General features: G+C 69.2%; 20 protein-coding genes and 1 pseudogene. 8 read left to right on the top strand and 13 right to left on the bottom strand.

The annotated features are described in order from the left end of the window. Window positions 1-244 precede the first annotated feature (244 nt). From PKO50_RS02510 to PKO50_RS02495, 4 genes are all read right to left on the bottom strand, one after another. Entirely contained in the window at window positions 245-1,576 is a 1,332-nt protein-coding gene (locus PKO50_RS02510) for an IS4 family transposase (RefSeq protein WP_109932575.1), read from the bottom strand. 115 nt (window positions 1,577-1,691) lie between these two features. After that, on the bottom strand, window positions 1,692-2,417 hold the full coding sequence (locus tag PKO50_RS02505; protein ID WP_275628713.1) for an OmpA family protein: 726 nt from the start codon (window positions 2,415-2,417) through the stop codon (window positions 1,692-1,694). Window positions 2,418-2,501: 84 nt separating this feature from the next. Continuing rightward, a complete protein-coding gene (locus PKO50_RS02500) occupies window positions 2,502-3,146 on the bottom strand; it encodes an MBL fold metallo-hydrolase (RefSeq protein ID WP_275628712.1) in 645 nt (214 codons plus the stop codon). Window positions 3,147-3,218: 72 nt separating this feature from the next. Next, window positions 3,219-4,235, bottom strand: a complete 1,017-nt coding sequence (locus tag PKO50_RS02495; RefSeq protein ID WP_109934175.1) for an AraC family transcriptional regulator — start codon at window positions 4,233-4,235, stop codon at window positions 3,219-3,221. Between the two features lie 123 nt (window positions 4,236-4,358). Here PKO50_RS02495 and PKO50_RS02490 point away from each other — a divergent pair, with 123 nt between their 5' ends. Beyond that, entirely contained in the window at window positions 4,359-5,198 is an 840-nt protein-coding gene (locus PKO50_RS02490) for a metal-dependent hydrolase (protein ID WP_109934176.1), read from the top strand. 385 nt (window positions 5,199-5,583) lie between these two features. Here PKO50_RS02490 and PKO50_RS02485 read toward each other — a convergent pair whose 3' ends face one another. Continuing rightward, entirely contained in the window at window positions 5,584-6,522 is a 939-nt protein-coding gene (locus tag PKO50_RS02485) for an alpha/beta hydrolase (RefSeq protein ID WP_109934177.1), read from the bottom strand. Between the two features lie 69 nt (window positions 6,523-6,591). Further along, window positions 6,592-7,254 (bottom strand): TetR/AcrR family transcriptional regulator, encoded by a 663-nt coding sequence (locus PKO50_RS02480; RefSeq protein ID WP_109934178.1) that lies wholly within the window; start codon window positions 7,252-7,254, stop codon window positions 6,592-6,594. A gap of 90 nt (window positions 7,255-7,344) precedes the next feature. On the opposite strand from PKO50_RS02480, the gene PKO50_RS02475 reads away from it, so the two are divergent. Beyond that, on the top strand, window positions 7,345-8,202 hold the full coding sequence (locus tag PKO50_RS02475) for a hypothetical protein (RefSeq protein ID WP_275628711.1): 858 nt from the start codon (window positions 7,345-7,347) through the stop codon (window positions 8,200-8,202). A 263-nt stretch (window positions 8,203-8,465) separates the two neighbouring features. On the opposite strand, the gene PKO50_RS02470 is transcribed toward PKO50_RS02475, so the two are convergent. Both PKO50_RS02470 and PKO50_RS02465 read right to left on the bottom strand, forming a co-directional pair. Next, entirely contained in the window at window positions 8,466-11,192 is a 2,727-nt protein-coding gene (locus PKO50_RS02470) for a LuxR C-terminal-related transcriptional regulator (RefSeq protein ID WP_275628710.1), read from the bottom strand. A 670-nt stretch (window positions 11,193-11,862) separates the two neighbouring features. Then, entirely contained in the window at window positions 11,863-13,758 is a 1,896-nt protein-coding gene (locus PKO50_RS02465; RefSeq protein ID WP_275628709.1) for a propionyl-CoA synthetase, read from the bottom strand. A 273-nt stretch (window positions 13,759-14,031) separates the two neighbouring features. Between PKO50_RS02465 and PKO50_RS02460 the strand changes: the two genes are divergently transcribed. Both PKO50_RS02460 and PKO50_RS02455 read left to right on the top strand, forming a co-directional pair. Next, window positions 14,032-14,925 carry an AraC family transcriptional regulator gene (locus tag PKO50_RS02460; protein ID WP_109934181.1) on the top strand — a complete coding sequence of 298 codons (894 nt, stop codon included), beginning with the start codon at window positions 14,032-14,034 and terminating at the stop codon, window positions 14,923-14,925. A gap of 92 nt (window positions 14,926-15,017) precedes the next feature. After that, window positions 15,018-15,197 carry a hypothetical protein gene (locus PKO50_RS02455; protein WP_109934182.1) on the top strand — a complete coding sequence of 60 codons (180 nt, stop codon included), beginning with the start codon at window positions 15,018-15,020 and terminating at the stop codon, window positions 15,195-15,197. A gap of 6 nt (window positions 15,198-15,203) precedes the next feature. On the opposite strand, the pseudogene PKO50_RS02450 reads toward PKO50_RS02455, so the two are convergent. The 4 genes and pseudogenes from PKO50_RS02450 to PKO50_RS02440 all read right to left on the bottom strand — a co-directional run bounded on the left by PKO50_RS02450 (window position 15,204) and on the right by PKO50_RS02440 (window position 20,927). Then, a pseudogene (locus PKO50_RS02450) lies at window positions 15,204-16,378 on the bottom strand (multidrug effflux MFS transporter). Window positions 16,379-16,565: 187 nt separating this feature from the next. Then, window positions 16,566-19,730 (bottom strand): efflux RND transporter permease subunit, encoded by a 3,165-nt coding sequence (locus PKO50_RS02445; protein ID WP_275628708.1) that lies wholly within the window; start codon window positions 19,728-19,730, stop codon window positions 16,566-16,568. A 13-nt stretch (window positions 19,731-19,743) separates the two neighbouring features. Continuing rightward, window positions 19,744-19,926: a hypothetical protein gene (locus PKO50_RS34050; protein ID WP_346770487.1), complete on the bottom strand. Its 183-nt coding sequence runs from the start codon at window positions 19,924-19,926 to the stop codon at window positions 19,744-19,746. Next, entirely contained in the window at window positions 19,881-20,927 is a 1,047-nt protein-coding gene (locus PKO50_RS02440; RefSeq protein ID WP_346770486.1) for an efflux RND transporter periplasmic adaptor subunit, read from the bottom strand. Before PKO50_RS02440 ends, PKO50_RS34050 begins: the two co-directional genes overlap by 46 nt. Before the next feature lie 149 nt (window positions 20,928-21,076). Between PKO50_RS02440 and PKO50_RS02435 the strand changes: the two genes are divergently transcribed. Beyond that, a complete protein-coding gene (locus tag PKO50_RS02435; RefSeq protein ID WP_109934185.1) occupies window positions 21,077-21,730 on the top strand; it encodes a TetR family transcriptional regulator in 654 nt (217 codons plus the stop codon). Here PKO50_RS02435 and PKO50_RS02430 read toward each other — a convergent pair. Further along, window positions 21,709-21,906, bottom strand: a complete 198-nt coding sequence (locus PKO50_RS02430) for a cation transporter (RefSeq protein WP_009616013.1) — start codon at window positions 21,904-21,906, stop codon at window positions 21,709-21,711. The two genes, PKO50_RS02435 and PKO50_RS02430, sit on opposite strands and share 22 nt — an antisense overlap. Before the next feature lie 152 nt (window positions 21,907-22,058). On the opposite strand from PKO50_RS02430, the gene PKO50_RS02425 reads away from it, so the two are divergent. The 3 genes from PKO50_RS02425 (at window position 22,059) to cueR (ending at window position 25,381) form a co-directional block, all read left to right on the top strand. After that, on the top strand, window positions 22,059-22,463 hold the full coding sequence (locus PKO50_RS02425) for a hypothetical protein (protein ID WP_275628707.1): 405 nt from the start codon (window positions 22,059-22,061) through the stop codon (window positions 22,461-22,463). Window positions 22,464-22,569: 106 nt separating this feature from the next. Then, a complete protein-coding gene (locus tag PKO50_RS02420) occupies window positions 22,570-24,993 on the top strand; it encodes a heavy metal translocating P-type ATPase (RefSeq protein ID WP_275628706.1) in 2,424 nt (807 codons plus the stop codon). After that, window positions 24,980-25,381: a Cu(I)-responsive transcriptional regulator gene (gene cueR, locus PKO50_RS02415; RefSeq protein ID WP_275628705.1), complete on the top strand. Its 402-nt coding sequence runs from the start codon at window positions 24,980-24,982 to the stop codon at window positions 25,379-25,381. Before PKO50_RS02420 ends, cueR begins: the two co-directional genes overlap by 14 nt. Window positions 25,382-26,231: the final 850 nt, after the last annotated feature.

Here is a 26,231-nt window from a genome sequence, read left to right as displayed (position 1 = left end):
TTCGTATTTGTAGGAGCGAGCTTGCCCGCGAAGGGTGACCGCGGCGCTGGAAACCCGTAGGGCGACTTCGGGCTCGACCTTGGCGTGGGTTGTGGTGAAGGTGAAACGGCGGATAACCGCGAACGGTTATCCGCCCTACGTCACGGCCAAACCTGGCGTAGGGCGCCGACCACGCCGGACGTCCCGGTGGCACGACCAATACCCCTGCCCCAACAAGAAAGCCCGCCAACCGGCGTAATGCTGTTCACTTAAGCGGAGCAGCATTGCGGTTCACCGGATAGCGGGTCTTCGAAATCTTCACCGCCCTTGGTCTTGCCGGCCTTGGGCGGCGATCCAGGAATAGCCCGCCGATCCCGGCCCGCAACTCCGCCAGGCGCCTTCCAGTGGCGGAAATTGGATTGGCTGCTGCCATCACGATCAGTTGAACGGCGATGTAATGAGCCACCGGCTTGAAGCGTATCTCGGATGCGGAACGGCCGAACGCTACCGCCGCCTGGCTCGCCTCACGGCGAATGACGTTGTAGCTCAGCAGCAACCCCCAGACTTCCTGATAGATCAGCTCAACCTTCTTGCTGCGCAGGGTGACCGCGTTCTGTTGCAGGGAACTCTTGATATCTCGGAAGCCCAGTTCGATCTCCCAGCGCTCCTGGTACAGATCGGCAACGGCCTTGGCGCTGTAGCGCTCGGCTGGCAGAGAGGTCAGCACGGTTTTCAGCTTGCCCTGACGTTCGTAGCTGACTTCACGTACCTCCCAGTAGGCCGGCAGCGCCGGGTTACGCTTTCGAGCCTGTGCCGACACCTTCATGCGCAGCAGGCGATCACGCTTGCCGTAACGGACCAGTTCTTCACCGACCAGGCCCTTGCGAGCCGGGATCAACCAGTGGCGGTTCGCCCCCGTCGTGGCGACGCCCAACAGCAAATCGGCACTCCAGAAGCCCTTGTCGAACAGGGTTACCGAGTGATCGGGGATTTGCTGAAGAAACTCGTCGGCCAAACGCATTTCACTGCGCCGGTAGGGGCTCAACTGGGCATCCAGGATCACGTGCGAGCGTACGTTCATCAACGCAACCAGGCGCATCATGGGAAACGGCGTCTGGCGGTCGGTGGCGGTGTTGCCGGAACCGAAATGCTTGCGCAGTTCAGTGCTGTCCGGGGTGCGCAGGAGTGCGCCATCCACCGCCAGGACCCGCAGATCCTGCCAGTTGTCTCCGTCATAGCGTTCGCACCCCCACTGCTTGCCGGTTTTGCGGAACAACCACTCGACCGGATCGGCGCCGAGCCGCTTACGGGCTTGGCTGATACCACTTCTCGCCAGCAGGTGGTCGGAAGCCAGGCCCTGAGCGCAGATATTCAGGCGCCTGGCCACTTCATGGACGGGCTCATCGCGGAACAACGCCATGCCCAGTACCAGCCAGAGCACCTGATCGGTAGGCAGACGCCGCCGCCGAATGCTGGCCTGTGAGGAAAGATGCAGTGCCGACTCCACCCACTCGATTGGAATGTTCTGGGTGAAGGTGCTCAGGTCGGAGAAGTTGAACAGGTCGCCCAGATCGAGCAGGTGCTGTTGGAAAGACATAAAAAATCCGATGCCAGAAGTCTGGCACCGGATTCTTGGGGAACACCTGCCGTGGCTCAAATGCTTAAGTGAACAGCATTACGCCAACCGGCGGGCTTTTTCATCCAACCAACACTTACTGGTACTGCTGCCCACCCTGGGGCGCGGTGCCCTGGGCGCCCGGCAGGGCCTTCAGGTTGACCTCGACGCGGCGGTTCTGCGCGCGGCCGTCGACCGTGGAGTTGCTCGCGATCGGCTGGTCCGGGCCCATGCCGCGGGTGCTCACGCGGGTGCCGTCGACGCCTTGCGAGGTCAGGTAGGTGGCCACGCTCTGCGCACGACGCTGCGACAGGTCCATGTTGTGCTGGCGGCTGCCGGTGCTGTCGGTGTAGCCGACGATCTCGATGCTGTTCTGGTTGAACTGCTTGAAGGAGTTCGCCAGGTTGTTCAGCGGCGCGTAGAAGGACGGGGCGATGTTCGCCGAGTCGGTGGCGAAGGTGATGTTGCCCGGCATGATCAGTTTGATGTCGTCGCCCTGGCGCTGCACCTGCACGCCGGTGCCCTGCATCTGCTGGCGCAGCTGGGCCTCCTGCTTGTCGGCGTAGTAGCCGTAGCCGGCGGCGGCCGCACCGGCCACCGCGGCGCCGATCAGCGCGCCCTTGCCACGGTTGTCGTGGTTGATGGCGGCACCGGCCACGGCACCGGCCAGCGCGCCCAGGCCACCGTACTTGGCGGTCTTGCTCACGCCGCCTTCCGGCGGGACCTGGGTGTTGGGGTCATAGGGGTTCTGCGAGGCGCAACCGGCCATGAGAGCGAAGGCGGTGACGGCCGCGACCATGGACAGATGACGTGCGGTGAACATGAAGGAAGACTCCTCGAATAGCGATATGCCCTTTCCCGGGCGGCAGGTTAGAGCTCAGGACGTGCAAAAGATTCCACAGCAACCTTAAGCACGGATGAACGGATTCTCGCGCATTTCATCGCCCAGGCGGGTATCCGGGCCGTGGCCGGTGACCACGGTGGCCTCCTCGTCCAGGCTGTACAGTCGCGTCTTGATCGAGCGCTCGATGGCGCCGTAGTCGCCGCCCCACAGGTCGGTGCGGCCGATGCCGCGGCGGAACAGGGTGTCGCCGGCGATCAGCAGCCTGGCGCCGGGGAACCAGAAGCTCATCGAGCCGGGCGTGTGCCCCGGGGTGTGCAACGCCACGCCGCAGCCGCAAGCCAGTTCCTCGTCGTCCTGCAGCCACTGGTCCGGCGAGGGCACCGGCTGGTAGGGCACGCCGAACATGCGGCACTGTATCTCCAGGTTGTCCCAGAGGAACTGGTCGCCCTGGTGCAGGTGCAGGGTGGCGCCGGTCTTCTCCTTCATCTGCCCGGAGGCGAGGAAGTGGTCCAGGTGCGCGTGGGTGTGGATGATGCTGACCACCTTCAGGCCCAGGGCGTCGATGCGCTGCAGGATCAGCTCGTGGTCGCCGCCGGGGTCGACCACGATGGCCTTCTTCGTCAGCGGGTCGCCGATGATGGTGCAGTTGCACTGCAGGGGGCCGACGGGGAAGGTTTCGCGGATCAGCGCGGGCTGGGCGGCGTCCATGGGGCATGTCCTGGCAAGTTTCGACAAACGCCAAGGGTGACGGCAAAGCCGCTGCGCTTCAACTCCCCGCACTCAGTCGCTGCGGTAGTCGGTGGGCAACTTGCCGGTCCACTTGCGGAACGCCCGGCGGAAGTTCGACGGGTCGTTGAAGCCCAGCAGCAGGGCGATCTCGTACAGCGGCAGGTGGGTGGTGGTGAGGTACTGCAGGGCCAGGCGCTTGCGCACGTCGTCCAGCACCTGCTGGTAGGTGGTGCCCAGGCTCGACAGGTGCCGGCGCAGGCTGCGGCCGCTGGTGTGCAGCTCGCGCGCCGCGGTGTCCAGGTCGGGGAACTCGCCGGGCCGCGCCAGCAGCAGGCGGCGGATGCGGGTAAGCAGGCCTTCCTGCACGTCCAGGCTGGCCAGCAGCGCCTCGCACTGCTGCTCGCACATCTGCACCGTGGCCGGGTTGGCCAGGGCCATGGGGCGGCCCAGGTATTCCCGCGGCAGGCTGATGTAGTGGAACGGCTGGTCGAAGGCCGCCGCCACGCCGAACACCTCGGTGTAGCGCCCGGCATAGGGCGGCTCGGGGAAGGCGAAGCCGACCTCCACGCCCTGCAGCGGCTCGCCGACGAGGAAGCGGGCGATGGTGTACAGGCTGGTCATCAGGCCTTCGCCGGCGAAGCGCTGCATGGGCCCCAGGGGGATCGACTCGCTGGCGCGCAGCTGCGAGCGGTCCTGCTCCTCGACCCGCTCCAGGTCGTAGGCCAGGCCGAGCACGCGGTAGTACTTGAGGGCGAAGTCGATGGCCTTTTCCAGGTTGGCGCTGGACAGCACCGCGTAGCCGAGGATGCCGTGGGTGGACACGTTCAGGCGCTGGCCCAGCAGCAGGCCGAAGGCCGGCTCGCCGCAGTTGGCCAGGGCGGCGCCGGCGAGCAGGTTGAAGTCGATGAAGGACAGGCGCCCGGCCGGGCTGTGCAGCACCTCGGGGCGCACCCGGGCCAGTTCGAACAGGCGCTGGCGCGGCACGCCGAGCTCCTCGGCGAGGTCGAGCAGGGCCTGGGCGTAAGCCACCGGGACCAGCTCGGCGGTGAAGTTGAGCGGTTGTTTCATGGGCTTCTTCTTGTTCTGACCGCTGGCCGGATATGACCGGAAAGTTGGCAGAAGATAACCTTGTGAGCCTTCCCCCGCAAGCCCAAGATCGGTTCCATGGAAACCCACACTAACGGAGCCGTCATGGCCAGCACGACCCCCGCAGGACTGGAAATCAAGCCACGGCACATGGACTTCGAGCTGCCCGACCCGCTGCCCCGCCACTGGCATGGTGGCGACGCCTTCAAGTCGCACCTGTTCGACGCCATGTCGGTGCTCTTCCCCGATGGCGAGCGCTTCTTCATCGACTCGGTGCGAAACTTCCGCGAGCAGATCGCCGACCCGGTGCTCAAGGAACAGATCCGCGGCTTCATCGGCCAGGAAGGCCACCACAGCCGCGAGCATCTGGTGTACAGCCAGCGCCTGAAGGACCTCGGCTACGACATCACGCGCATCGAGAAGCTGGCCCAGGCGCGCATCCGCTACACCCAGAAGAAATTCAGCACCCGCCGCCAGCTGGCGGCCACCGCGGCGCTGGAGCACATCACCGCGATCATGGCCAACGGCCTGCTCACCAACCCGCGCACCCTGGAGGGCGCCGAGCCGGTGATGCAGCGCCTGTGGCGCTGGCACGCCCTGGAAGAGACCGAGCACAAGGCGGTGGCCTTCGACGTCTACAACCAGGTCTGCGGCAGCCGCCGCCTGCTGCGCCGGGCGATGGTGATGGCGACCTTCTTCTTCGTCCTCGACACCTTCCGCGGCCTGGTGCACATGCTCAAGCGCGACGGCCTGCTGTGGAACTGGCGCGTGTGGCGCGACGGCCTGAAGTGGAGCTGGGGCAAGGAAGGCGTGTTCCGCCCGCTGCTGCGCGAGTACCGCGACTTCTTCCGCAAGGACTTCCACCCCTGGCAGCACGACAACCTCGACCTGCTGTACCAGGTGCGCAAGGAATACGATCCGCAGCCGATGGCCCACGCGGGCTGAGCCAGCCCCTACCCTACCGACGCCCCGCCCAGCCGCCGGGGCGTTGGTGTTTCTGGCGTTCGTGTAGCCCAACCGTAGGGCGAATAACCGTTCGCGGTTATCCGCCGTTGGCCGGAACACCGGAGTCCGGCGACAACGGCACTGGGTTCCCGCGTTCGCGGGAATGACGAGGCGGAAGGATGATGCCGGAATTCCAGGCAGCTCCAGACAGCCCTCTCTCCCTTCAGGGCGGGGCGCGCAGCCGAGGGTTGGGGAGAGGGCGCTCTTGAACCCAACACCTACGTCACCGGTAACCACTGTTCGCGAGCAAGCTCGCTCCTACGAAAAGCCGCCTCCCAATGAAAAAACCCCGGCGAACCGGGGCTTTTTTCATCGCAACGCCCGATCAGGCATGCAGGAACCGCAACGCATCCGCCGCCGTCTGCTGCGGGATCTCCTCCATGGGGATGTGCCCCACGCCGGGATAGGTCTTCACCTGCAGCCCCGGCAGGTCGCGCTGCCACAGCGGCACATGCTTCGGCGAGATCCAGCGGTCGCGCTCGCCCCACATCAGCAGCGTCGGCACCTTGATCTGCGCCACCCGCGCCGGGGTGCCCGGCAGTTCCTCGCGGTTGGCCTTCACCAGCACGCGGAAGATGTCGATCATGGCGCGGCGGTTGCCCGGGCGGCGGCTGATGTCGTAGTAGCGGTCGACCACCCCGGGCTGGATGCGCTGCGGGTTGCCGTAGACCTCCCGGATGCCCTGGGCCACCAGGGCGCGCGGCATCCAGGCCGGCATCAGCAGGCCGGCGCCGGGCAGCGCGGCGCTGGCGATCATCAGCGGCACCTTCTTCATCGGGTAGCCGGCCGGGTCGACCAGGATCAGCCGCTCCACCTTGTGCGGCTGGGCCAGGGCGTAGTTCCAGGCGATGTAGCCGCCCAGGGAGTTGCCGGCGATGGACACCCTGTCCAGCCCCAGGCGCTCGAGGAACAGGCCGAACACCTTCACCAGGCGCTCGCCGCTGTAGTCGCGGTCGCGGCCGCCGCCGGTGAGGCCGAAGCCGGGCACGTCGAGGCGGACGATGCGGAAGTGCCGGCCCATCTCGGCCACCCAGCCGTCCCAGGTGTGCAGCGACGCCATCACCCCGTGCACCAGCACCAGCACCGGCTTGTCGCGGCCGCCCTCGTCGCGGTAGTGGATCGGGAAGCCGTCCACCTCGATGAAGCGCGAACCGGCCTCGGCAGGCGCGTAGCGGTCGATCAGGGCTTCCAGCGGCAGGGCGCCGAAGCCCAGGCGGGCGAAGCCGGCCGCCAGCGGCGGCTGCAAGCTGTAGGTTGCGGACATGGGGCACTCCGGTGCGCGTTGTTGTCGATGCCCGATCAGAGCACAGCGCCCCAACGTGTTGCGCCCAACCTAGGTAGTGCGCTTGCAGAGGCTGTCGACCAGCAGGTCGCCGAGCACCCGCTTGACCTCCTCCAGGTCGGGCCGCACGGCGGCGCCGAGCAGCTCGTGGGAGGCCGCCTCCAGGGCCCAGAGCAGCGCCTGGTAGGTCAGCGGCGCGTGCCGCACGCCCTCGCCGACGAAGCGCTCCTCCAGCAGCGCCTGCAACTCGTGCAGTGCCTGGCGGCGGTGCGCGGCCAGGGGTGAGTCGGAGCGTAACGCTTCCTCGTGCATCAGGCGGATGATCGGCCCCACCGCCTGGTGGTAGTCGAAGAAGCGCGCGACCATGGCGCGCAGCCAGGCCTCGCTGCTGCCGGTGGCGGTGCGCATCTCGCGGAAGCGCATCAGCAGCAACTGCACGGCGGTGCGGTAGATGCCCTCGAGCACGTCCAGCTTGCCGTCGAAGTACTTGTAGAAGGTGCGCCGCGAGACCTTGGCCGCCGCCAGCAGGTCGTTCACCGTGGTCTCGGCCAGGCCCCTGGCGACGAACACCGGGATGCTCGCCAGCTGGATGTTGGCGCGCTGCAGGTGGTTGACCAGCGGCCCCTCGCCGCTGCCCTCCTGGCGCGCCAGGGCGCCGTAGCCGCCAAGGTCCTCGAACACCGCCAGCACCGCGCCGGATTCCTGGATCGTCATGCCCCCTCCACCCAACCAAGGCGCGGGGTGACGCCGGCCCCGCCCGTCGCTAACCTAGGCCGACCGCTCCCGCGCAAGGAAAGCCCGTTCGTGCCGACCCTAACACGCCGCCTGCTGTGGCCGCTGGCCATCCTTTTGCTGGTCGTCTGCCGCCCCGCCGCGGCCGCCGGCAACGAGCTGTACTACCTCGGCCAGCGCATCCCGGACATCCAGCGCACCTGGACCAGCGAGGACTACCAGCAACTGATCGACGCCCTGAAGAAGATCGAGGAAACCCAGGCCAACAGCCTGCCGCGGCGCAGCGGCGAATTCACCGGGCCGATCTACCAGCGCATGGTCAGCGAGGAGAACTTCCGCCCGCAGATGAACATCTACGCGCCGCTGGAACTGCGCCAGAACGAGGCGCGCGAGGTGCTGTTCAAGCTCAAGGAGCTGATGCGCCTGTACTTCGACTTCCGCGCCGCCAAGCAACCCTACGGCGCCGAGGCCCTGGGCCTGATGAGCTACTCGCTGCGCGAGCAGGCCATCCTGTTCAACCTGACGGTGGAATTCTGGATGACCCTGGCCCAGAGCGAGCAGCGCAACCCGGTGCGCCTGAAGGGCATGCAGGAGGCCAAGGCCGCCGCGGCCATGCTGACCAGCAGCGCCCTGGACTACCTGGGCCTGACCGCGCAGTTCGAGCGCCAGGACCTGGTGCTGTACAGCGCCGAGCTGGCCAAGCAGTTGCCGGAGCTGTTCATCCACCTGCTCGGCGAGACCCGCGGCCAGTTGCTGGCGCGGGTGCAGGCCTTCGCCGACAAGCATCCCTACCCGGAAGTGCGGGAGAACATGCGCGACCTGCTGCCGGTGCTGCAGGCCATCCAGGCCGACGTGCAGCGCCAGTTGGCCAAGCCGGCGAAGGGTGCGCCGGCGCCGAAGGCGCTGGATCTGAGCGCGCCGAAGGAATAGCGTGGGGTCGAGGCGCTCTTCGTAGGATGGGTTGAGCCTGCGAAACCCATGCGGTCGTGGTGATGGGTATCGCTTCGCTCAACACCATCCTACGACGGTGCTCCCCTGTAGGAGCGGACCTTGTCCGCGATCGCCGGCGGTTCCAGCGCGATTCGCGGATGAGATCCGCTCCTACGCCGCCCCACCACACAGTTCCCCTTTAGGAGCGCGCCCTGCGCGCGAAATCGCGGGCAGGGCCCGCTCCTACAGGACGGGGAAACGCCCTAACGCAACAACCCCAACACCTTCGCCCGGGCCACCGCCTGGGTACGCCGTTCGACCCCGAGCTTGTCGTTGATGTGCCGGGCGTGGCTCTTCACGGTATGCAACGAGATGAACAGGCGCTCGCTGATTTCCTGGTTGGACAGGCCCTGGGCGATCAGTTCCAGCACCGCCAGCTCGCGGCCGCTGAGGCCGTCGGCGAGGGTCGCCGGGCGTTCCGCCTGGGCCGGCAGGCGTTGCAGCAACAGGCGCTGCAGCGGACAGGGCGCGCGCAGTTCCAGTTGCTCGCGCAGCCAGTCCGGTTCGTGGACGAGCAGTTCCTGCAAGGGCAGCAGGGCCCCGCCGATGGCACCCTGCAGGCAGGCGTCCAGCGCCTCGCGGGCTTCGCGCTCGCGGCCTTGCTGCAGCAGCAGGCCGACCAGCTGCGCCTGGGCCAGGCGCGCCGGCATCTGCGCCGCGGCCGGCTGGGCCGCGGCGATCAGCGTGCGCAAGCGGCGCTCGGCTTCACCCGCGCGTTCCTCGCGGCGGGCCAGCTGCGCCTGCAGCAGTTCGATGTAGTACGGCAGCTGCGGGTGGCACTCCGGCGGCGTCGCCGGGTTGGCCCCGGAGTAGGTTTCGCTCAGGCGCTCCAGCCAGGCCGAGGCCAGCTCCAGCTGCCCCTGGGCCAGCCACAGCTCGCATTTGACCAGGGTGATGACCGACAGGTAGTACACCGGCGGCACGTCCCACACGTGCATCAGGCGCTCGGCCTCGGCCAGTTGGGCGAAGGCCTGGGTGTAGTTGCCCTGGCGCCCTTCCAGGCCGGCCAGCGCGCAGTAGCCGATCACCAGGCTGACGTCGCGGCAGGCGCGCGCCTCCTCGATGCCGGCGCGCAGCTTCTGCCGCGCCTCGTCGGCCTGCAGGCCCAGGCCGCGCAGGTAGCCCTGGTAGATCAGCAGGCGGCCGCGCACGGCGTAGCGCCGGTGCGCCGGTTGCCCGGCCAGGCGCGCCAGGCCCTGTTCCAGTTCCTCGCTGGCGCGCAACACCTCGCCGCGGGCCTGCAGGCCGCGGGCGCGATCGTAGTGCACCAGCGCTTCCAGCAAGGGGTTGCCGAAGCGCTGCGCCAGCTCCAGGGCCTCGCGGTTGAGGCCGCGGGCGCCCCAGGAGTCGCCGCGGACGATGGCCAGGTTGGCCAGGCTCGACAGGCACATCAGGCGCGGCCCGGAGCGTTCCGCCGGGAGGTGCGCCAGGGCCTCGGCGCAATGCCGTTCGGCGCCTTCGATGTCGCCGCGGCCACGGGCGATGATGCCGGCCAGGGCCTGCCACTGGGCCAGCAGGTCGGCCTGGGTGGCGGCGTCGGCGGCCGGCAGGAAGCGCGCCAGCTGGGCGCCCAGTTCCTCGGCGGCGTCCAGTTGGCAGGCCAGGGCCAGGGCCCAGCTGTACAGCACGATCAGCCGCGGCGTGCTGGCCAGCAGGCTGTCGGGCAGGTCCATCTTCCAGCGCAGCAGGGTGGCGACGTTCTGCTCGGCCAGCAGCTGTTCTTCCGACAGGCTCTGCACCAGGCTCGCCGCCACTTCCGGGTGGCCGGCGCGCAGGGCCTGGTCCACCGCCTCGTCGAGCAGCCCGCGGGAGCTGAACCAGCGGCAGGCGCGCAGGTGCAGCGAGCCCGCCGAGGGGCCGTCGGCGGGCAGCTCGCGGGCCAGCAGCAGGTCGGAGAACAGGTGGTGGTAGCGGAACCACTGGCCCTGCTCGTCCAGCGGCACCAGGAACACCTGGTGCCGCTGCAGGTGGCGCAGGATGGCGGCGCTGTCGTGGCTGTCGCGCAGGGCGTCGCACAGCTCGCCGCAGAAGCGCTCGAAGCGCGCCGTGTGCAGCAGGAAGGCCTGGACCTCGGGCGGCTGCTTGTCGATCACCTCTTCCAGCAGGTAGTCGCGGATCAGTTCCTCGGTGCCGTTCAGCGGCGCGTCGGCAGCCTGCCCGCCAAGGCCCTCGGGGTGCGCCAGCAGCCACAGGCGCAGGCCGGCGATCCAGCCTTCGCTGCGTTCGATCAGGCGCTCGACCAGCGCCTCGCTGGCCGGGGTGCCGCTGGCCGAGACCAGGGCGGCGGTTTCCTCGGCGGTCAGGCGCAGGTCCTGCTCGCTGAGCTCCAGCAACTGGCGCGACAGGCGCAGGCGCGCCAGGTGCCAGTCCGGGCGCTGGCGGCTGGTGACCAGCAGCACCAGGCCGGGCGGCTGGTGGTTGAGGAGGAATTGCAGGCAGCGGTCGAGCACCGCGCCCTGGGCCAGGTGGTAGTCGTCCAGCACCAGCAGCAGCGGCGCCTCGGGGGACAGGCGCTCGGCCAGTTCGTCGAGCAGGTCGTCGAGCCAAGCTTCGAAGGCGAACGGCTGGTGGCGCTGGCGCATCTTCAGCACCGCCATGGCGTCGTCGCCCAGGCCCGGGAGGTACAGGCGCAGCCCTTCCAGCAGGCGTTCGAGGAAGCGCCCCGGGTCGCTGTCCCGCGCGCTCAGGCCCAGCCACAGGCTGCGCCAGTGCGGCGCCAGGGATTCGCAGAACTCGATGGCCAGGGAACTCTTGCCGAACCCGGCCGGGGCGCTGAGCAGCAGCAGGCGCCCGCCCAGGCCCGCGCCCATGCGCTGGCACAGCCGCGCGCGGCTGACGTAGCCGGCGGGCAGCGGCGGGCGATAGAAGCGGTTGCCACCCGGCGGGCCGGCGGTTTCCGGCGGGAGTGGCAGCGTCGAGAAATCGGTCATGCCCTGGCTCTTTGCTCTAGCTCTTATTGGGGATACGTCGTAGCCGAGCCTAGTAGCTCGACCGGGCTATTTGAAGCCGAATTTGTTACATAACCCGGCGTTTTGCCACTAAATAATTCAGCATTCTCAGATAAATACGACATATTCCGACGGAACATCCTCTTCTGTATCGACAGCGGATTCCGTATTCATAGCCGGAATATCCGCCAATCATCGGAAAGGTAACGGGGTTCGCGGTTTTCTGAGGGTTGGCATGCCTATGCGTTGGCCGCGCCAAGGTGACCCGTAGGAGCGCGCCCTGCGCGCGAAATCGCGGACGGAGTCCGCTCCTACGGTTCCAGGGAAGCACGGCCGTAGGGCGCATAACGCCTACGGCGTTATCCGCCGCCGCCGTCGGGCACCGGCGTTCCGGCCGGCGGCGGATAACCGCGAACGGTTATTCGCCCTACGGTCGAGCACGGACGTAGGACCTTGTCCGCGATAGCCGGACATTCCGGCGCGGTTCGCGAATGAGATCCGCTCCGCCACCCCACCCACACCATTCCCCTGTAGGAGCGCGCCCTGCGCGCGAAATCGCGGGCAGGGCCCGCTCCTACAGGTCCGCCACGGACAAAAAAAGGGCCGCACCGCGGCCCTGGAGGAAAGCCGGCCCGCGGGCCGGCGCGTGGGTTCAGCTGGCCCGGGCGAGGCCCACGGCCTGCAGCCGGGCGGCTATCTCGCCGAGGATGGCCGGGTCGTCGATGGTGGACGGCGGCGCGTAGTCCTCGCCGTCGGCGATCTTGCGCAGCACGGCGCGGAGGATCTTGCCCGAGCGCGTCTTGGGCAGGCGCTTGACCACCACCGCGCGCTGGAAGCAGGCCAGCGCGCCGATGCGCTCGCGGACCAGCGCCACCAGCTCGCGCTGCAGTTGTTCCTCGCTGATGCGCGCGTCGTCCTTGAGCACCACCAGGCCCAGCGGCACGTGGCCCTTGAGCGGGTCCTGCACGGCGACCACCGCGCACTCGGCCACCGCTTCGTGCAGCGCCAGCAGCTCCTCCATCTCGCCGGTGGACAGGCGGTGGCCGGAGACGTTTATCACGTCGTCGGTGCGGCCCATGATGTGGACGAAGCCATCCTCGTCGACGAAGCCGCCGTCGCCGGTGTGGTAGTAGCCGGGGAAGGCCTGCAGGTAGGCGCTGAGGTAGCGCGGGTGGTCGTTCCACAGGGTCTGCGCGCAACCGGGCGGCAGCGGCAGGCCGATGACGATCGAGCCGGTCTGCCCCGGCGCCAGCAGGCGCCCCTCCTCGTCCACCACCTGCACGGCGTAGCCGGGCACCGCCAGGTTGCTCGAACCTGCGCGCTGCTCCTGGCAGCCCAGCCCGGTGCAGGGCGCGGTCACCGGCCAGCCGGTCTCGGTCTGCCACCAGTGGTCGAACACCGGCTTGCCGGTCAGTTCCTCCAGCCACTGGTGGGTGCTGCTGTCGAGCTTCTCGCCGGCCAGGAACAGCTGGCGCAGCGAACCCAGGTCGTATTGCCCGAGCAGTTCGCCATTGGGGTCTTCCTTGCGGATCGCGCGGATCGCCGTGGGCGCGCAGAACAGCGCGTTGACCTGGTGCTCCTGGATCACCCGCCAGTAGCTGCCGGCGTCCGGCGTGCGCACCGGCTTGCCCTCGTAGAACACCGTGGTGCAGCCGTTCATCAGCGGGCCGTAGACGATCAGCGAGTGGCCGACCACCCAGCCGACGTCGGAGATGCCCCACCAGACGTCGCCCGGCTGCATGCCGAAGATGGTCGGCAGCGCATAGTGCAGGGCCACCGCGTGGCCGCCGTTGTCGCGCACTATGCCCTTGGGCTTACCGGTGGTGCCGGAGGTGTACATGATGTACAGGGGGTCGCCGCTGGCCACCTCCACCGGGTCGGCCGGCTCGGCGTGGGCCACCGTCTCGCGCCAGTCGAGGTCGCGCCCGGCGTGCAGCTCGGCCATCGCCTGCGGGCGCTGCCAGACCAGCACGTGGGCCGGCTGGTGCAGGGCCAGTTCCAGGGCCTTGTCCACCAGCGGCTTGTATTCGATGACGCGCTCGAACTCCAGCCCGCAGGAGGCGGTGAGGATCAGCTTGGGTTTGGCATCGTCGATGCGCAGCGCCAGCTCGTAGGGGGCGAAGCCGCCGAACACCACCGAGTGCACCGCGCCGATGCGCGCGCAGGCCAGCATGGCCATGGCCGCCTGCGGCACCATGGGCATGTAGATGATCACCCCGTCGCCCTTGCCCACGCCCAGGGCGCGCAGGGCGCCGGCCAGGCGCGCCACCTCGTCGCGCAGCTCGCGGAAGCTGAAGCGCTGCTGCACGCCGGTGACCGGGGAGTCGTAGATCAGCGCCGCCTGCTCGCCGCGGCCCAGGGCGATCTGCCGGTCCAGGGCCAGGTAGCAACTGTTCAGGCGGCCATCGGCGAACCAGCGGTGGCTGCCGTCGGGGAGTGTTTCGAGGATGCTGCGCGGGCGCTGGTACCAGGCCACGGCCTCGGCCTGTTCGGCCCAGAAGGCGGCAGGGTCCGCAATGGAGCGGGCATAGGTTTGCCGGTAATTCATCATCTGACCCTCTGAATTGTTTTTATCGAGGTCGAATAACGAGTATGGACAGGCCGCGGGGGCCCGCCATCAACCTTTGGTCGTAAGCCGGCGGGACCTTCCTGCGAGACCACGCCCCTCGGCCGAACCGGCCTGCCCGCGGGGCAAACCGGCTTTTATTGCGGAAGGGCATCACATCTCCTTCCTCCCGGGCAAAGCTATCACCCGCACGCAGGCGCCAAGATCGACTAAATTGTGGTCTTGATGGATTAAATTGCTGAGCCCGCTACCCAGATGTCACGTACCTCGGACTGGCCGCTTCCCGCCGACAGCCTGCGCCTGCTGCTGCCGCCCACGCTGCTCGGCAAGCTGGCCGCGCACCCGCTCAGCCGCGACCTCTACCCCACGTCCCTGGGCCACTACCGGCGCGCCCGCGACCACCAGATGAGCCGCGACCGCCACGACGACCACCTGCTGATCTACTGCAGCGAAGGCATCGGCCACCTGCTGGTGGAGGGCCCCGGCGGCCCCCAGGCCATGACCATCGGCTGCGGCGACCTGGTCTGGCTGCCGCCGGGCATGGCCCACGCCTACCGCGCCGACGCCGCGCAGCCCTGGACCATCTCCTGGGTGCACCTGCGCGGCGACGGCGCCGCCTGGTTGCGCCAGGCCGCCGGCTACGGGGCCTCGCCGGTGCGCCACTGGGGCGTGCAGCATGCCCTGCTCGGCGGCTTCGCCCAGTTGCTCGAGGCGCGCCACAGCGGCTACCGCTTCCAGCCCTTCCTGCTCGCCGCCAGCCGCCTGCGCGCCCTGCTCTGCCAGCTGCCGCTGCTGCGCCCGCTGCGCGAGGGCGGGCTGGACCTGGACGGCCTGCACGCCTACATGCGCGAGAACCTGCACCAGCGCCTGGACCTGGCCCGGCTGGCGGCCTTCTGCAACCTGTCGAAGTTCCACTTCGTCAACCGCTACCGCGCGCTCACCGGGCGCACGCCGGTGCAGCACTTCCTGCACCTGAAGATCGAATACGCCTGCCAGTTGCTGGACAGCAGCGGGCACAGCGTCGCCCAGGTCAGCGAGGCCCTGGGGTATGACGACAGCTATTATTTTTCAAGACTTTTCAGCAAGGTCATGGGGTTGTCGCCCAGCGCCTACCGGGCCCGCCTGGGCGAGGGCCGCGGCGGCGCCTGAGGGCCCGGCGCCGATTGTCGATTCGCCCCGGACAGCGTGGCAGGCGGAACTACACTCAGCTTCCCCCCCAACACAGACACGGGTGTCGCGCCATGCACATACTCGTTCGTCCGTCGGCCGGCGCCCAGGGCAAGCGCTGGCAGGTCTGCCTCGATCAGTTCGCCGTGGACTTCCGCAACGAGCAGGAGGCGCGGCTCTTCGTCAGCACCCTGGAGGCCCGCCTGCGCGCGCCCCACGCGCTGCCACGCACGGAGCAGCCAGTGGCCGGCTGAGCCGGTTCAGACGGTGCGCTCGCTGATCTGGCCGGTGAACCAGCCCAGCAGCGCCGCGCAGCCGCCGCATACCGTGATCACCACCGCCATGGGCAGCGCGCTGCCATCGTGCAGCACCCCGACCAGGGCCGAGGCCAGCGCCGCCACGGTGAACTGCAGGCTGCCCATCAGCGCCGAGGCGCTGCCGGCGTGGCTGCCCTGCCCGGCCATGGCGCAGGCCGAGGAGTTGGGCAGCAGGAAGCCCAGGCTGGCGATGGCGCCGAACAGCGGCACCAGCAGGGCCAGCAGGTGCTCGGGGCGGTACAGGGTGATCGCCAGCAGCGCCAGGCCGCAGAGGAAGTACACCCACACCGCGCGGCGCAGCCAGAACCCCGGCCCGCGGTAGCGCAGCAGGCGCGCATTGACCTGGGCCATGAGGATGAAGCCGGCGGCGTTGCTGCCGAAGATCCAGCCGTAGTGCTCCGCCGGCACCTGGTAGAGCTGGATGAAGACGAAGGGCGAGCCGGCGATGTAGGCGAACATCCCGGCGATGGCCACGCCGCCGGTCAGCGCATAGCAGAGGAAGGAACGGTCGCCGAACAGCCGGCGGTACTCGCCCAGGGCGCCGGACAGCGGCGGCCGCGGGCCGGCGGGGATGGTCTCGGGCAGCCACAGGGCGATGGCGCTGCCGGCCACGGCGCTGAACGCCACCAGGCAGAGGAAGATCGACTGCCAGCCGAACAGCCCCAGCAGCGCACCGCCGCCCAGGGGCGCGAGGATCGGCGCCAGGCCCATCACCAGCATCAGCTGCGAGAAGGCCTTGGCCGCGGCTATCGGGTCGCACAGGTCGCGCACCACCGCCCGCGAGATGACCATGCCGGCGCAGCCGCCCAGGGCCTGGACGAAACGCGCGCCGATCAGCCATTCCAGGTTCGGCGCGAAGGCGCAGGCCAGCGAGGCCGCGGTGAAGATGCTCACCCCAGCACCAGCGGCAGGCGCCGGCCGTAGCGGTCGGCCAGCGGGCCGTAGAGCAGCTGGCCGATGGCCAGGCCGGCGAAGTAGGCCGACAGGCTCATCTGCACGTGCTCGACGTCGGTGCCGAAGGCCGCGGCCAACGCCGGGAAGCTGGGCAGGTAGAAGTCGATGGCCATGGGGCCGAAGGCGCTCAGCGCGCCGAGGATCAGCAGGATGCGAAAGTTCATGGAGCACCGTGGGCGCCGCCGGTGCGGGACGGGGCCTGGAAGGTTCGGGCGGATTGATTGGAAGCAGGCTAACGAAACGCCGCCAAGCATAGCAATTCGCCGCCGCCGGGGCAGGGCCGAATAGAAAATCCACGAGGCTTCGACAGGCTGCGCGGGCACCGGCCAGGCGGCCGGCGCCCGCTGCCCGTCAGTGCGCCGGGCCTTCGCCCTGGGCCGCTGCGGCGGCCGGCTGGGCCTTGGCCTTGCGCTTGCCCAGGCGGTCGGCGGCCGACTCCACCAGCATGTAGAACATGGGGATGAGGAAGGTCGCCAGTACGGTGGCGGCGAGCATCCCGCCGATCACCCCGGTGCCGATCGAATGGCGGCTGGCCGAGCCCGCGCCGCTGCTGATGGCCAGCGGCACGCAGCCGAGGATGAACGCCAGGGAGGTCATGACGATCGGCCGGAAGCGCAGCTTGGCCGCCTCCAGCGCCGCCTGCAGCGGCCCCAGGCCCTGCTCCTCGCGGATCATCACGGCGAACTCGATGATCAGGATGGCGTTCTTCGCCGCCAGGCCGATCAGCGTCACCAGGCCGACCTGGAAGTACACGTCGTTGCTCAGCCCGCGCAGCCAGATGGCGAGTATGGCGCCGAACACCGCGAAGGGCACCGCGGTGACCACCGCCAGCGGCAGGGTCCAGCGCTCGTACTGGGCGGCGAGGATGAGGAACACCAGGATCAGGCCGAAGAGAAAGGCGGTGCTGCCCGAGCCCTGGGTCTCCAGTTCCTGGTAGGCCGAGCCGATCCAGGCCAGCGAGTAGCTGTCGCCGAGGGTCTGGTCGGCCACCGCCTGCATCGCCGCCAGGGCCTGGCCGGAGCTGTAGCCCGGCGCCGGGCCGCCGAGCAGCTTGGCCGCGGGGAACACGTTGAAGCGCGCGTAGGAATCCGGCCCCAGGGTGCGCTGCACGCTGACCAGGGCCGACAGCGGCACCAGGTCGCCGGTGGAGGAACGCACGTACACCTGGGTCAGGTCCTCGGGCTTGCGGCGGAAGTCCGCCTCGGACTGCAGGTTGACCTTCCAGGTGCGCCCGTAGAGGGTGAAGTCGTTGACGTAGTAGGCGCCGAAGGTCGCCTGCATGGCGGTGAACACGTCGTTGATCGCCACCCCCAGCGAGCGCGCCTTGGTGCGGTCGAGGTTGATGAAGTACTGCGGCACGTTGGCGTTGAAGGTGCTGGTCACCCCGGCCAGCTCGGGGCGCTTGGCCGCCGCCGCCATGAACTTCTGGACCATCTGCTCCAGCTGCCCGGAGGTGCCGCCGCTGCGGTCCTGGATGTACGCCTCGAAGCCGCCGGTGGTGCTCATGCCGGTGATCGGCGGCGGGTTGAAGCTCATCACCAGGCCATCCTGCTGCCTGGCGCCCATGGCCATGAAGGTGCGCGTCAGGTTGCGCGCGTCCAGCTCGGGGGCCTGGCGCTCCTTCCAGTCCTTGAGGGTGACGAAGGACACCCCGGCGCTGGTGGTGTTGGCGTTGGTCAGGATGTTCAGGCCGGCGAAGGTCAGCACGTCCTGCACCGCCGGGTGCTTCTCCAGTTGCTGCGAGACGGCGTCGGTCAGCGCCGAGGTGCGCGACAGCGAGGCCGCCGGCGGCAGCAGGTAGGCGTTGATCACGTAGCCCTGGTCCTCGTCGGGCACCAGCGAGCCGGGCACCCGGCCGAACAGCAGCACCATCAGCGCGATCATCCCGCCGAACACCAGCAGGCCGATGAGCACGCGCTTGAGGAAGAACTGCACGCCGGCGCCGTAGGCCGCGGTGGCCGCGTCGAACATGCGGTTGAACCAGCGGAACGGCGCCGCCGGCTCCTTGTGCTCGGGCTTGAGGATGAGCGCGCAGAGCGCCGGCGAAAGCGTCAGCGCGACTATCCCGGAGATCACCACCGAGACCGCGATGGTGATCGCGAACTGCTGGTACATCTGCCCGGCCAGGCCACCGAGGAAACCCACCGGCACGAACACCGCGCAGAGCACCAGGACGATGGCGACGATCGGCCCGGTCACCTCCTCCATGGCCTTGATCGCCGCCTCCCGCGGCGGCAGCTTCTCGGTGCGCATCACCCGCTCGACGTTCTCCAGCACCACGATGGCGTCGTCCACCACGATACCGATGGCCAGCACCATGCCGAACAGCGTCAGCAGGTTGATGGAGAAGCCCAGCAGGTACATGCCGGCGAAGGTGCCGACCAGGGAGACCGGGATGGCCAGCACCGGGATCAGGGTGGCGCGCAGGTTCTGCAGGAAGATGTAGACCACCAACATCACCAGCACCAGGGCCTCGAAGAAGGTGTGCACCACCTCCTCGATGGACACCTTGACGAAGGTGGTGGTGTCGTAGGGGATCTTGTACACCACGCCCTCGGGGAAGCGCTTGGCCAGCCGCGCCATGGTGCTCTTCACCGCCTCGGCGGTGTCCAGGGCGTTGGCGCCCGGCTGCAGGTAGACGCCGAAGGACGCGTTGAGCTTCCCGTTCAGCGTGGTCTTCATCGAGTAGTCCTGGGCGCCCAGCTCGATGCGCGCGACGTCCTTCAGGCGCAGGCTGGCGCCGGTGCTGTCGGTGCGCAGGATGACGCCCTCGAACTCCTTCGGGTCGGTGAAGCGGCCCTGGGTGCTCACCGTGTAGGTGAAGTCCTGCGGGGTGTTCAGCGGCTCCTTGCCGAAGTTGCCGGCGGCGAACTGCGAGTTCTGCTCGCGGATGGCGTCGACCACGTCGCTGGGGGTGAGGTTGTACTGCGCCAGCTTGTCCGGGCGCAGCCAGATGCGCATGGCGTAGTCCTTGGAGCCGAACTGGGTGACGTCGCCGACGCCGGGGATGCGCTTGAGCTCGTCGATCACGTTGATCAGCGCGTAGTTGCTGATGAACACCGGGTCGCGCGAGCCGTCCGGGGAATACAGCGTCACCACCTGGAGGATGTCGGAGGACTTCTTCTGCACCTTCACGCCCTGCCGGCGCACTTCCTCCGGCAGCTTGGCCAGGGCGGCCTGGACCTTGTTGTTGACGTTGATGGTGGCCTGGTCCGGGTCGGTGCCCACCTGGAAGTACACGGTCAGGCTCATGGCGCCGCTGCTGTCGGAGTTGGACAGCTGGTAGATCATGCCCTCGACGCCGTTGATTTCCTGCTCCAGGGGCGCTGCCACGGTCTCGGCGATCACCTGGGAGCTGGCGCCGGGGTAGGAAGCGGTCACCGACACCTGCGGCGGCAGGATCTCCGGGTACTGCGCCACCGGCAGCGCGCGCAGGGCGGCGAGGCCGGCGAGCAGGATGACGATGGAAATCACCATGGCGAACACGGGGCGGTCGATGAAGAAGCGCGAGATCACGATGGCCGCTCCTTCAGGACTGGGCTTGCGCGGCGGGGGCCTGCTGCGCCGGCGCGGCGGGCGCCTCGACGGCCTTCACCGGCTGGTCCGGGCGGACCTTGGGCAGGCCGTCGACTATCACCCTGTCGCCGTCGTCGACGCCCGAATCGATCACCCAGCGCTGGTTGACCATCTGCGAGGCCGACACCTGGCGCACGCGGGCGAAGCCGTCCTTGTCCACCACGTAGACGAAGGTCCCCGCGGGCCCTGGGCCAGGGCCCGCTCGGGCACGGTCACCGCGGCCTTGCGGGTGATGCCGGAGATCACCACGCGGACGAACTGGCCGGGGATCAGGTGGGTGTCCGGGTTGGGCACCACGGCGCGGGCGTTGATGGTGCCGGTGCCGGTGTTGACGAAGCTGTCGGTGAAATCCACCACGCCGTCGATGGGGTAGCGGCTGCCATCGCCGAAGAAGATCTGCGCCTGCAACTTGCCGTGCTCGGGCAGCACCAGGCGGCCCTGCTGCACGCCGTCGCGCAGGCGCGCGGCCTCGGTGTCGGAATAGGCGAAGTTGACGTAGATGGGGTCGAGCTGGGTCAGTTCGGTGAGCAGGCTGGTGTTGGGGTCGCTGGCGGTGACCAGGCTGCCCTCGGAACGGGTCTCCTTGCTGGCCATGCCGGAGATGGGCGCCTTCACCGTGGTGTAGTCCAGGTCGATCTGCTTGGCATCGACGTTGGCCTTGGCCGCCTCGACGTCAGCCTTGGCCTGCTCGTAGTCGGAGGTGTAGCGGTCCAGCTCGCTGGCACTGGCGAAACCCTTGCGCTGCAGCTCGCGGATGCGCTTGAGGTCGCGGTCGGTCTGGCGGTAGCGCGCCTGGGCCTGGGCCAGGGCGCCCTTGGCCTGGCCCAGGGCGGCCTGGTAGGGGCGCGGGTCGATCTGGAACAGCACCTGGCCCTGCTTCACCGGCCGGCCTTCCTCATAGGTGCGTTTCTGCAGGATGCCGCTGACCTGGGCGCGCACCTCCACCTCGCGGTAGCCGGCCGCCCGCGCCGAGTATTCCAGGCTCAGCGGCAGGCTGGCGCTTTTGGCCACCTCCACCGTGACCTCCGGTGGCGGTGGCGCCGCGCCCGCCTCATCCGCCAGGGCTGGCAGTACGGGTTGCGCAGCAACCAGGGCACACAGGGCCAGGGCGGCGGACACGCGCGGGGTGAACGGCATAGAACCTCTCCATGGAAATGTCGGCTGGGATGATTCGGTACGGTTGTCGGGGGAAAACTGCCATCCGCCAGTAACTCACGGTTCCCACTCGAAATTTCAGTAAACTGCGGGAACACTTAGTGAGCCTAGCCCGTATAGCAAGCCGCGCCATGAGAAGAACTAAAGAAGATTCGGAAAGGACCCGCCAGACGATCCTCGACTCGGCGGAGGCGCTTTTCCTGGAAAACGGCGTTTCCAGCACCAGCCTCGAGGAGATCGCCCGCAACGCCGGGGTCACGCGGGGCGCGGTGTACTGGCACTTCGAGAACAAGGCCCACCTGTTCAACGAGCTGCTCGCCCAGGTGCGCCTGCCGCCGGAGCAACTGGCCTTGCGCCTGTCCGGCTGCGACGGGGTGGACCCGCTGCAGTCGCTGTTCGACCTCTGCGTGGAGGTGGTGCAGAGCCTGGCGCAGAACGCGCAGAAGCGCCGGGTGCTGACCATCCTGCTGCAGCGCTGCGAGTTCACCGAGGAGCTGCGCGAGGCGATCCTTCGCCACAACGCCTTCATCCGCCAGTTCATCGACCTCTGCGAGCAGCTCTTCGCCCGCGACAAATGCCGGGTGCGGCTGCTGCCCGGGGTGACGCCGAAGACCGCCTCGCGGGCGGTCCACGGCCTGATCCTGGGGTTGATCAACGACTGGCTGCGCGACCCGCAGCTGTTCGACCCGCTGCAGGACGCCGAGTCGCTCTTCGAGCCGCTGTTCCGCGGCCTGGTCCGCGACTGGAGCCAGGCCGGCGCGGCTCAGGCCAGCGCGGCCTCGTAGCCTTCCTCGCGGATCGCCGCCAGCACCTCTTCGGCCGCCAGGCGGCTGGCCACCCGCACCTCGCCGCCGGCCAGGTCCACCTGGACCTCGGCGGCGCCGTCGCGGGCCTGGATCGCCTGGGTGATGGCCCGCACGCAGTGGCCGCAGGACATGCCTTTCACACTGAACGCTTGCATGGTCGAACTCCTCGGGTTCGGTTGACGATGGGCGCAGTGTCGACCTTGCCACCGTGGCAAGGTCAAGCCCCCTGCGGCACCGCGCCGCGGGCTTGCCCCCGGCGCCGCCCTCGGCCAAGCTCTGCGCATCCGAGCCCTACCGGGAGCCCCCCATGCGCCGCCTGCTCCGCGCCCTGCCCTGCCTGCTCTGGCCCGCCCTGGCCCTGGCCGCCGACCCGCCCATGGTGCAGGCCTGGCCGCAGCAGGAACCGCCACCGCCCGGCTACGCCGTGCTCAACATCAGCCGCCAGGGCCTGCAGAGCGGCAGCGCCTGCGACATCGACCTCTACGTGCGCGGCGAACTGCTGACGCGCCTGCAGCCCGAAGGCGCGGTGGCGCTGAACCTGTCCCCCGGCGAGGTGCCCATCCGCCTCGCCGTCTCCTCCACCGGCGCCTGCCGCGACGGCATGCAGCAACAGCAGACGCAGACGCTGCGCCTGCGCGCCGGGGAGATCCGCAGCTACCGCATCGGCTACCGCGAGGGCGGGCTGTTCCTGACGCCGGTCAACCTTCCCTGAACCAGGGCTTGACCTTGCCCTCGTGGCAAGGTTCATCCTCTGGGCATCGTCGGATCGTGACCGCCGCCCCGCCGGAGCCGGGCCGCGGACATCAGGAGGAGCGTCCATGAACAGCCCCATCGAACTCGACCTGCCGGTGACCGGCATGACCTGCGCGTCCTGCGTCGGCCGCGTCGAACGGGCCCTGAAGAAGGTACCGGGGGTGCTGGCGGCCAGCGTCAACCTGGCCAGCGAGCAGGCGCGGGTGAGCCTCGACTCGCCCGAACAGCTGCCGGCCCTGGTGGCCGCGGTGGAGAACGCCGGCTACCAGGTACCCAGCCACAGCCTGGAACTGGCCATCGACGGCATGACCTGCGCCAGCTGCGTGGGCCGCGTGGAGCGCGCGCTGAAGAAGGTCCCCGGGGTGCGCGAGGCCAGCGTCAACCTGGCCAGCGAGCGCGCCCGCCTGGACCTGCTCGGCCCGGTCGAGCCGGCCACGCTCATCGCCGCGGTGGAGAAGGCCGGCTACCACGCCCGCCTGCTGCAACCCGAGCGCCCCGCCGAAGACCCGGCCCTGGCGCGCCTGGCCCGCGAGCGCTGGTTCCTGCTGGCGGCCATCGTCCTGGCCGTGCCCCTGGTGCTGCCGATGCTCGCCGAATGGGCCGGGCTGCACTGGATGCTGCCGGCCTGGGTACAGTTCCTCCTGGCGACCCCGGTGCAGTTCGTCATAGGCGCGCGCTTCTACGTCTCGGCCTGGAAGGCGCTGCGCGCCCGCAGCGGCAACATGGACCTGCTGGTGGCCCTGGGCACCAGCGCCGGCTACGGCCTGAGCCTGTACCTGTGGCTGAGCGCCGCCCCCGGCGCCATGCCGCACCTGTACTTCGAGGCCAGCGCCGTGGTGATCGCCCTGGTCCTCCTCGGCAAGTACCTGGAAAGCCGCGCCAAGCGCCAGACCGCCGCGGCCATCCGCGCCCTGGAGGCGCTGCGCCCGGAACGCGCCACGCGCATCCGCGACGGCCACGAGGAAGACGTCGCCATCGCCGAACTGAGCCTGGGCGACGAACTGCTGGTGCGCCCGGGCGAACGCTTCCCGGTGGACGGCAAGGTACTCGACGGCCGCAGCCACGCCGACGAGGCGCTGATCACCGGGGAAAGCCTGCCGGTGCCCAAGGGCCCGGGCGACGCGGTGACCGGCGGCGCCATCAACGGCGAGGGCCTGCTGACCATCCGCGCCACCGCCCTGGGCGGGGAAACCGTGCTGGCGCGCATCATCCGCCTGGTGGAAGACGCCCAGGCGGCCAAGGCGCCGATCCAGAAGCTGGTGGACAAGGTGAGCAACGTCTTCGTCCCGGTGGTGATCGGCATCGCCCTGCTCACCCTGGCCGGCTGGCTGCTGGCCGGCGCCGGGGTGGAAACCGCGCTGATCAACGCGGTGGCCGTGCTGGTCATCGCCTGCCCCTGCGCCCTGGGCCTGGCCACGCCGACGGCGATCATGGCCGGCACCGGCGTGGCCGCGCGCCACGGCATCCTGATCAAGGACGCCGAGGCCCTGGAGGTGGCCCACGCGGTGAGCGCGGTGGCCTTCGACAAGACCGGCACCCTCACCTCGGGCACGCCCAGCCTGGTGCACTTCGCCGTGGCCGAGGGCGAGCCCGACGCCGCCCTGGCCCTGGCCGGCGCCCTGCAGCGCGGCAGCGAGCACCCGCTGGCCAAGGCGGTGCTCGGCGCCTGCGCCGAGCAGCACCTGCGCGTCCCCATCGTGAGCCACAGCCAGGCCCTGGCCGGGCGCGGCATCCAGGGCCAGGTCGGCGAACGCCTGCTGGCCCTGGGCAACCGCCGCCTGCTCGACGAGCAGGGCCTGGCCGCCGGCGAGCTGCAAGGCAAGGCCGTCGAATGGGAGGGCCAGGGCCGCACCCTGTCCTGGCTGCTCGAACTGCAGCCGCAGCCGCGCCTGCTCGGCCTGTTCGCCTTCGGCGACAGCTTGAAGCCCGGCGCCGCCGAGGCGGTGCAGGCGCTGCACGAACGCGGCATCGACAGCCACCTGATCACCGGCGACAACCGCGGCAGCGCACGGGTGGTGGCCCAGGCCCTGGGCCTGGACGACGTCCACGCCGAAGTGCTGCCGGCGGACAAGGCCGTGGTGGTGGCGCAGCTGAAGGCCGGCGGCAAGGTGGTGGCCATGGTCGGCGACGGCATCAACGACGCCCCGGCGCTGGCCGCGGCGGACGTCGGCATCGCCATGGGCGGCGGCACCGACGTGGCCATGCACGCCGCCGGCATCACCCTGATGCGCGGCGACCCGCGGCTGGTCCCCGAGGCCCTGGACATCGCCCGGCGCACCTACGCGAAGATCCGCCAGAACCTGTTCTGGGCCTTCATCTACAACCTGGTCGGCGTGCCCCTGGCCGCCTTCGGCCTGCTCAACCCGATGGTCGCCGGCGCCGCAATGGCCGCCTCCAGCGTCAGCGTGGTGAGCAACGCCCTGCTGCTCAAGCGCTGGAAGCCGGCGCACGGCGCGAACGCAAGCGGAGGCGACGATGAACATAGGTGAAGCGGCGAAGAAGAGCGGCCTGTCGGCGAAGATGATCCGCTACTACGAATCCATCGGCCTGCTCGCCCCCGCCGGGCGCAGCGCCAGCGGCTACCGCCACTACAGCGAGCAGGACCTGCACCGCCTGGCGTTCATCCGCCGCTCGCGGGACTTCGGCTTCTCCCTGGAAGAAGTCGGCCGCCTGCTCGCCCTCTGGCAGGACCACGGCCGCGCCAGCGCCGACGTCAAGGCGCTGACCGGCCAGCACATCGCCGAACTGGAGCGCAAGATCGCCGAACTCACCGCCCTGCGCGACACCCTGCAGGAACTCCACGACCACTGCCAGGGCGACCACCGCCCGGACTGCCCGATCCTCAGGGACCTGGAGTCGGGGAGCTGCTGTCACTGAGCGATGCCATCGGCGGATAACGCCGTTGGCGTTATGCGCCCTACGGATCGAGGCACGGCGAGTCTTTCGTAGGAGCGAGCTTGCTCGCGAACGGACCTACCATCTGACGCCAGTGCCTTTCGTTCTGCCCAACGGTCCCCTCTCCCGCTTGCGGGGGAGGGTTAGAGAGGGGGACGGAGCCAAGCTCAGCGCCGGCGTGTCGTCGAAGTCCGCAACCCTCTCCCCAAGCGGGAGAGGGAGCTGTCCGCAGCGCTCGAGCAGCTCGTCGCTCACCGGTTGGCCCGGAATCGATCACGGATGCCTCCGGCTGACTCCATGCCCCTTCGTTCTGCCCAACGGTCCCCTCTCCCGCTTGCGGGGGAGGGTTAGGGTGGGGGACGGAGCCAAGCCCAGCGCCGGTGTATCGTCGAAGTCCGCAACCCTCTCCCCAGCCCTCTCCCTGAAGGGAGAGGGGGCCGTTCGGAGCGCTCGGGCAGCTCGTCGCTCGCCGATTGGCCCGGAATCGATCGCAGATGCCTCCGGCTGACTCCATGGCCCTTCATTCTGCCCAACGGTCCCTCGCCCGCTTGCGGGGGAGGGTTAGGGAGGGGGTGCAGAGTCAAGCCACGCGCCGGAGCATCGTCGAAGTCCGCAACCCTCTCCCCAGCCCTCTCCCTGAAGGGAGAGGGGGCCGTTCGGAGCACTCGGGCAGCTCGTCGCTCGCCGGTTGGCCCGGAATCGATCGCAGATGCCTCCGGCTGACGCCAGGGCCCTTCATTCTGCCCAACGGTCCCCTCTCCCGCTTGCGGGGGAGGGTTAGGGAGGGGGTGCGGAGTCAAGCCAGGCTCCGGAGCATCGTCGGAGTCCGCAA

It is taken from the genome of Pseudomonas sp. 273, from assembly GCF_029201425.1.
In the GTDB taxonomy this organism is placed as follows: Bacteria; Pseudomonadota; Gammaproteobacteria; order Pseudomonadales; family Pseudomonadaceae; genus Pseudomonas; species Pseudomonas delhiensis.
The sequence above is the reverse complement of the archived record's forward strand: the minus strand, read 5'-3'. Positions and strand labels throughout refer to the sequence as shown.

Bases quoted from the DNA above. Each gene is read 5' to 3' on its own strand.
- PKO50_RS02470 (WP_275628710.1), bottom strand. From the start codon at position 11,192: ATGACCGATTTCTCGACGCTGCCACTCCCGCCGGAAACCGCCGGCCCG.
- PKO50_RS02480 (WP_109934178.1), bottom strand. From the start codon at position 7,254: ATGACGATCCAGGAATCCGGCGCGGTGCTGGCGGTGTTCGAGGACCTT.
- PKO50_RS02485 (WP_109934177.1), bottom strand. From the start codon at position 6,522: ATGTCCGCAACCTACAGCTTGCAGCCGCCGCTGGCGGCCGGCTTCGCC.
- PKO50_RS02490 (WP_109934176.1), top strand. From the start codon at position 4,359: ATGGCCAGCACGACCCCCGCAGGACTGGAAATCAAGCCACGGCACATG.
- PKO50_RS02425 (WP_275628707.1), top strand. From the start codon at position 22,059: ATGCGCCGCCTGCTCCGCGCCCTGCCCTGCCTGCTCTGGCCCGCCCTG.
- PKO50_RS02500 (WP_275628712.1), bottom strand. From the start codon at position 3,146: ATGGACGCCGCCCAGCCCGCGCTGATCCGCGAAACCTTCCCCGTCGGC.
- PKO50_RS02465 (WP_275628709.1), bottom strand. From the start codon at position 13,758: ATGAATTACCGGCAAACCTATGCCCGCTCCATTGCGGACCCTGCCGCC.
- PKO50_RS02455 (WP_109934182.1), top strand. From the start codon at position 15,018: ATGCACATACTCGTTCGTCCGTCGGCCGGCGCCCAGGGCAAGCGCTGG.
- PKO50_RS02495 (WP_109934175.1), bottom strand. From the start codon at position 4,235: ATGAAACAACCGCTCAACTTCACCGCCGAGCTGGTCCCGGTGGCTTAC.
- PKO50_RS02460 (WP_109934181.1), top strand. From the start codon at position 14,032: ATGTCACGTACCTCGGACTGGCCGCTTCCCGCCGACAGCCTGCGCCTG.
- PKO50_RS02510 (WP_109932575.1), bottom strand. From the start codon at position 1,576: ATGTCTTTCCAACAGCACCTGCTCGATCTGGGCGACCTGTTCAACTTC.
- PKO50_RS02505 (WP_275628713.1), bottom strand. From the start codon at position 2,417: ATGTTCACCGCACGTCATCTGTCCATGGTCGCGGCCGTCACCGCCTTC.
- PKO50_RS02420 (WP_275628706.1), top strand. From the start codon at position 22,570: ATGAACAGCCCCATCGAACTCGACCTGCCGGTGACCGGCATGACCTGC.
- cueR (WP_275628705.1), top strand. From the start codon at position 24,980: ATGAACATAGGTGAAGCGGCGAAGAAGAGCGGCCTGTCGGCGAAGATG.
- PKO50_RS02430 (WP_009616013.1), bottom strand. From the start codon at position 21,906: ATGCAAGCGTTCAGTGTGAAAGGCATGTCCTGCGGCCACTGCGTGCGG.
- PKO50_RS02440 (WP_346770486.1), bottom strand. From the start codon at position 20,927: ATGCCGTTCACCCCGCGCGTGTCCGCCGCCCTGGCCCTGTGTGCCCTG.
- PKO50_RS02435 (WP_109934185.1), top strand. From the start codon at position 21,077: ATGAGAAGAACTAAAGAAGATTCGGAAAGGACCCGCCAGACGATCCTC.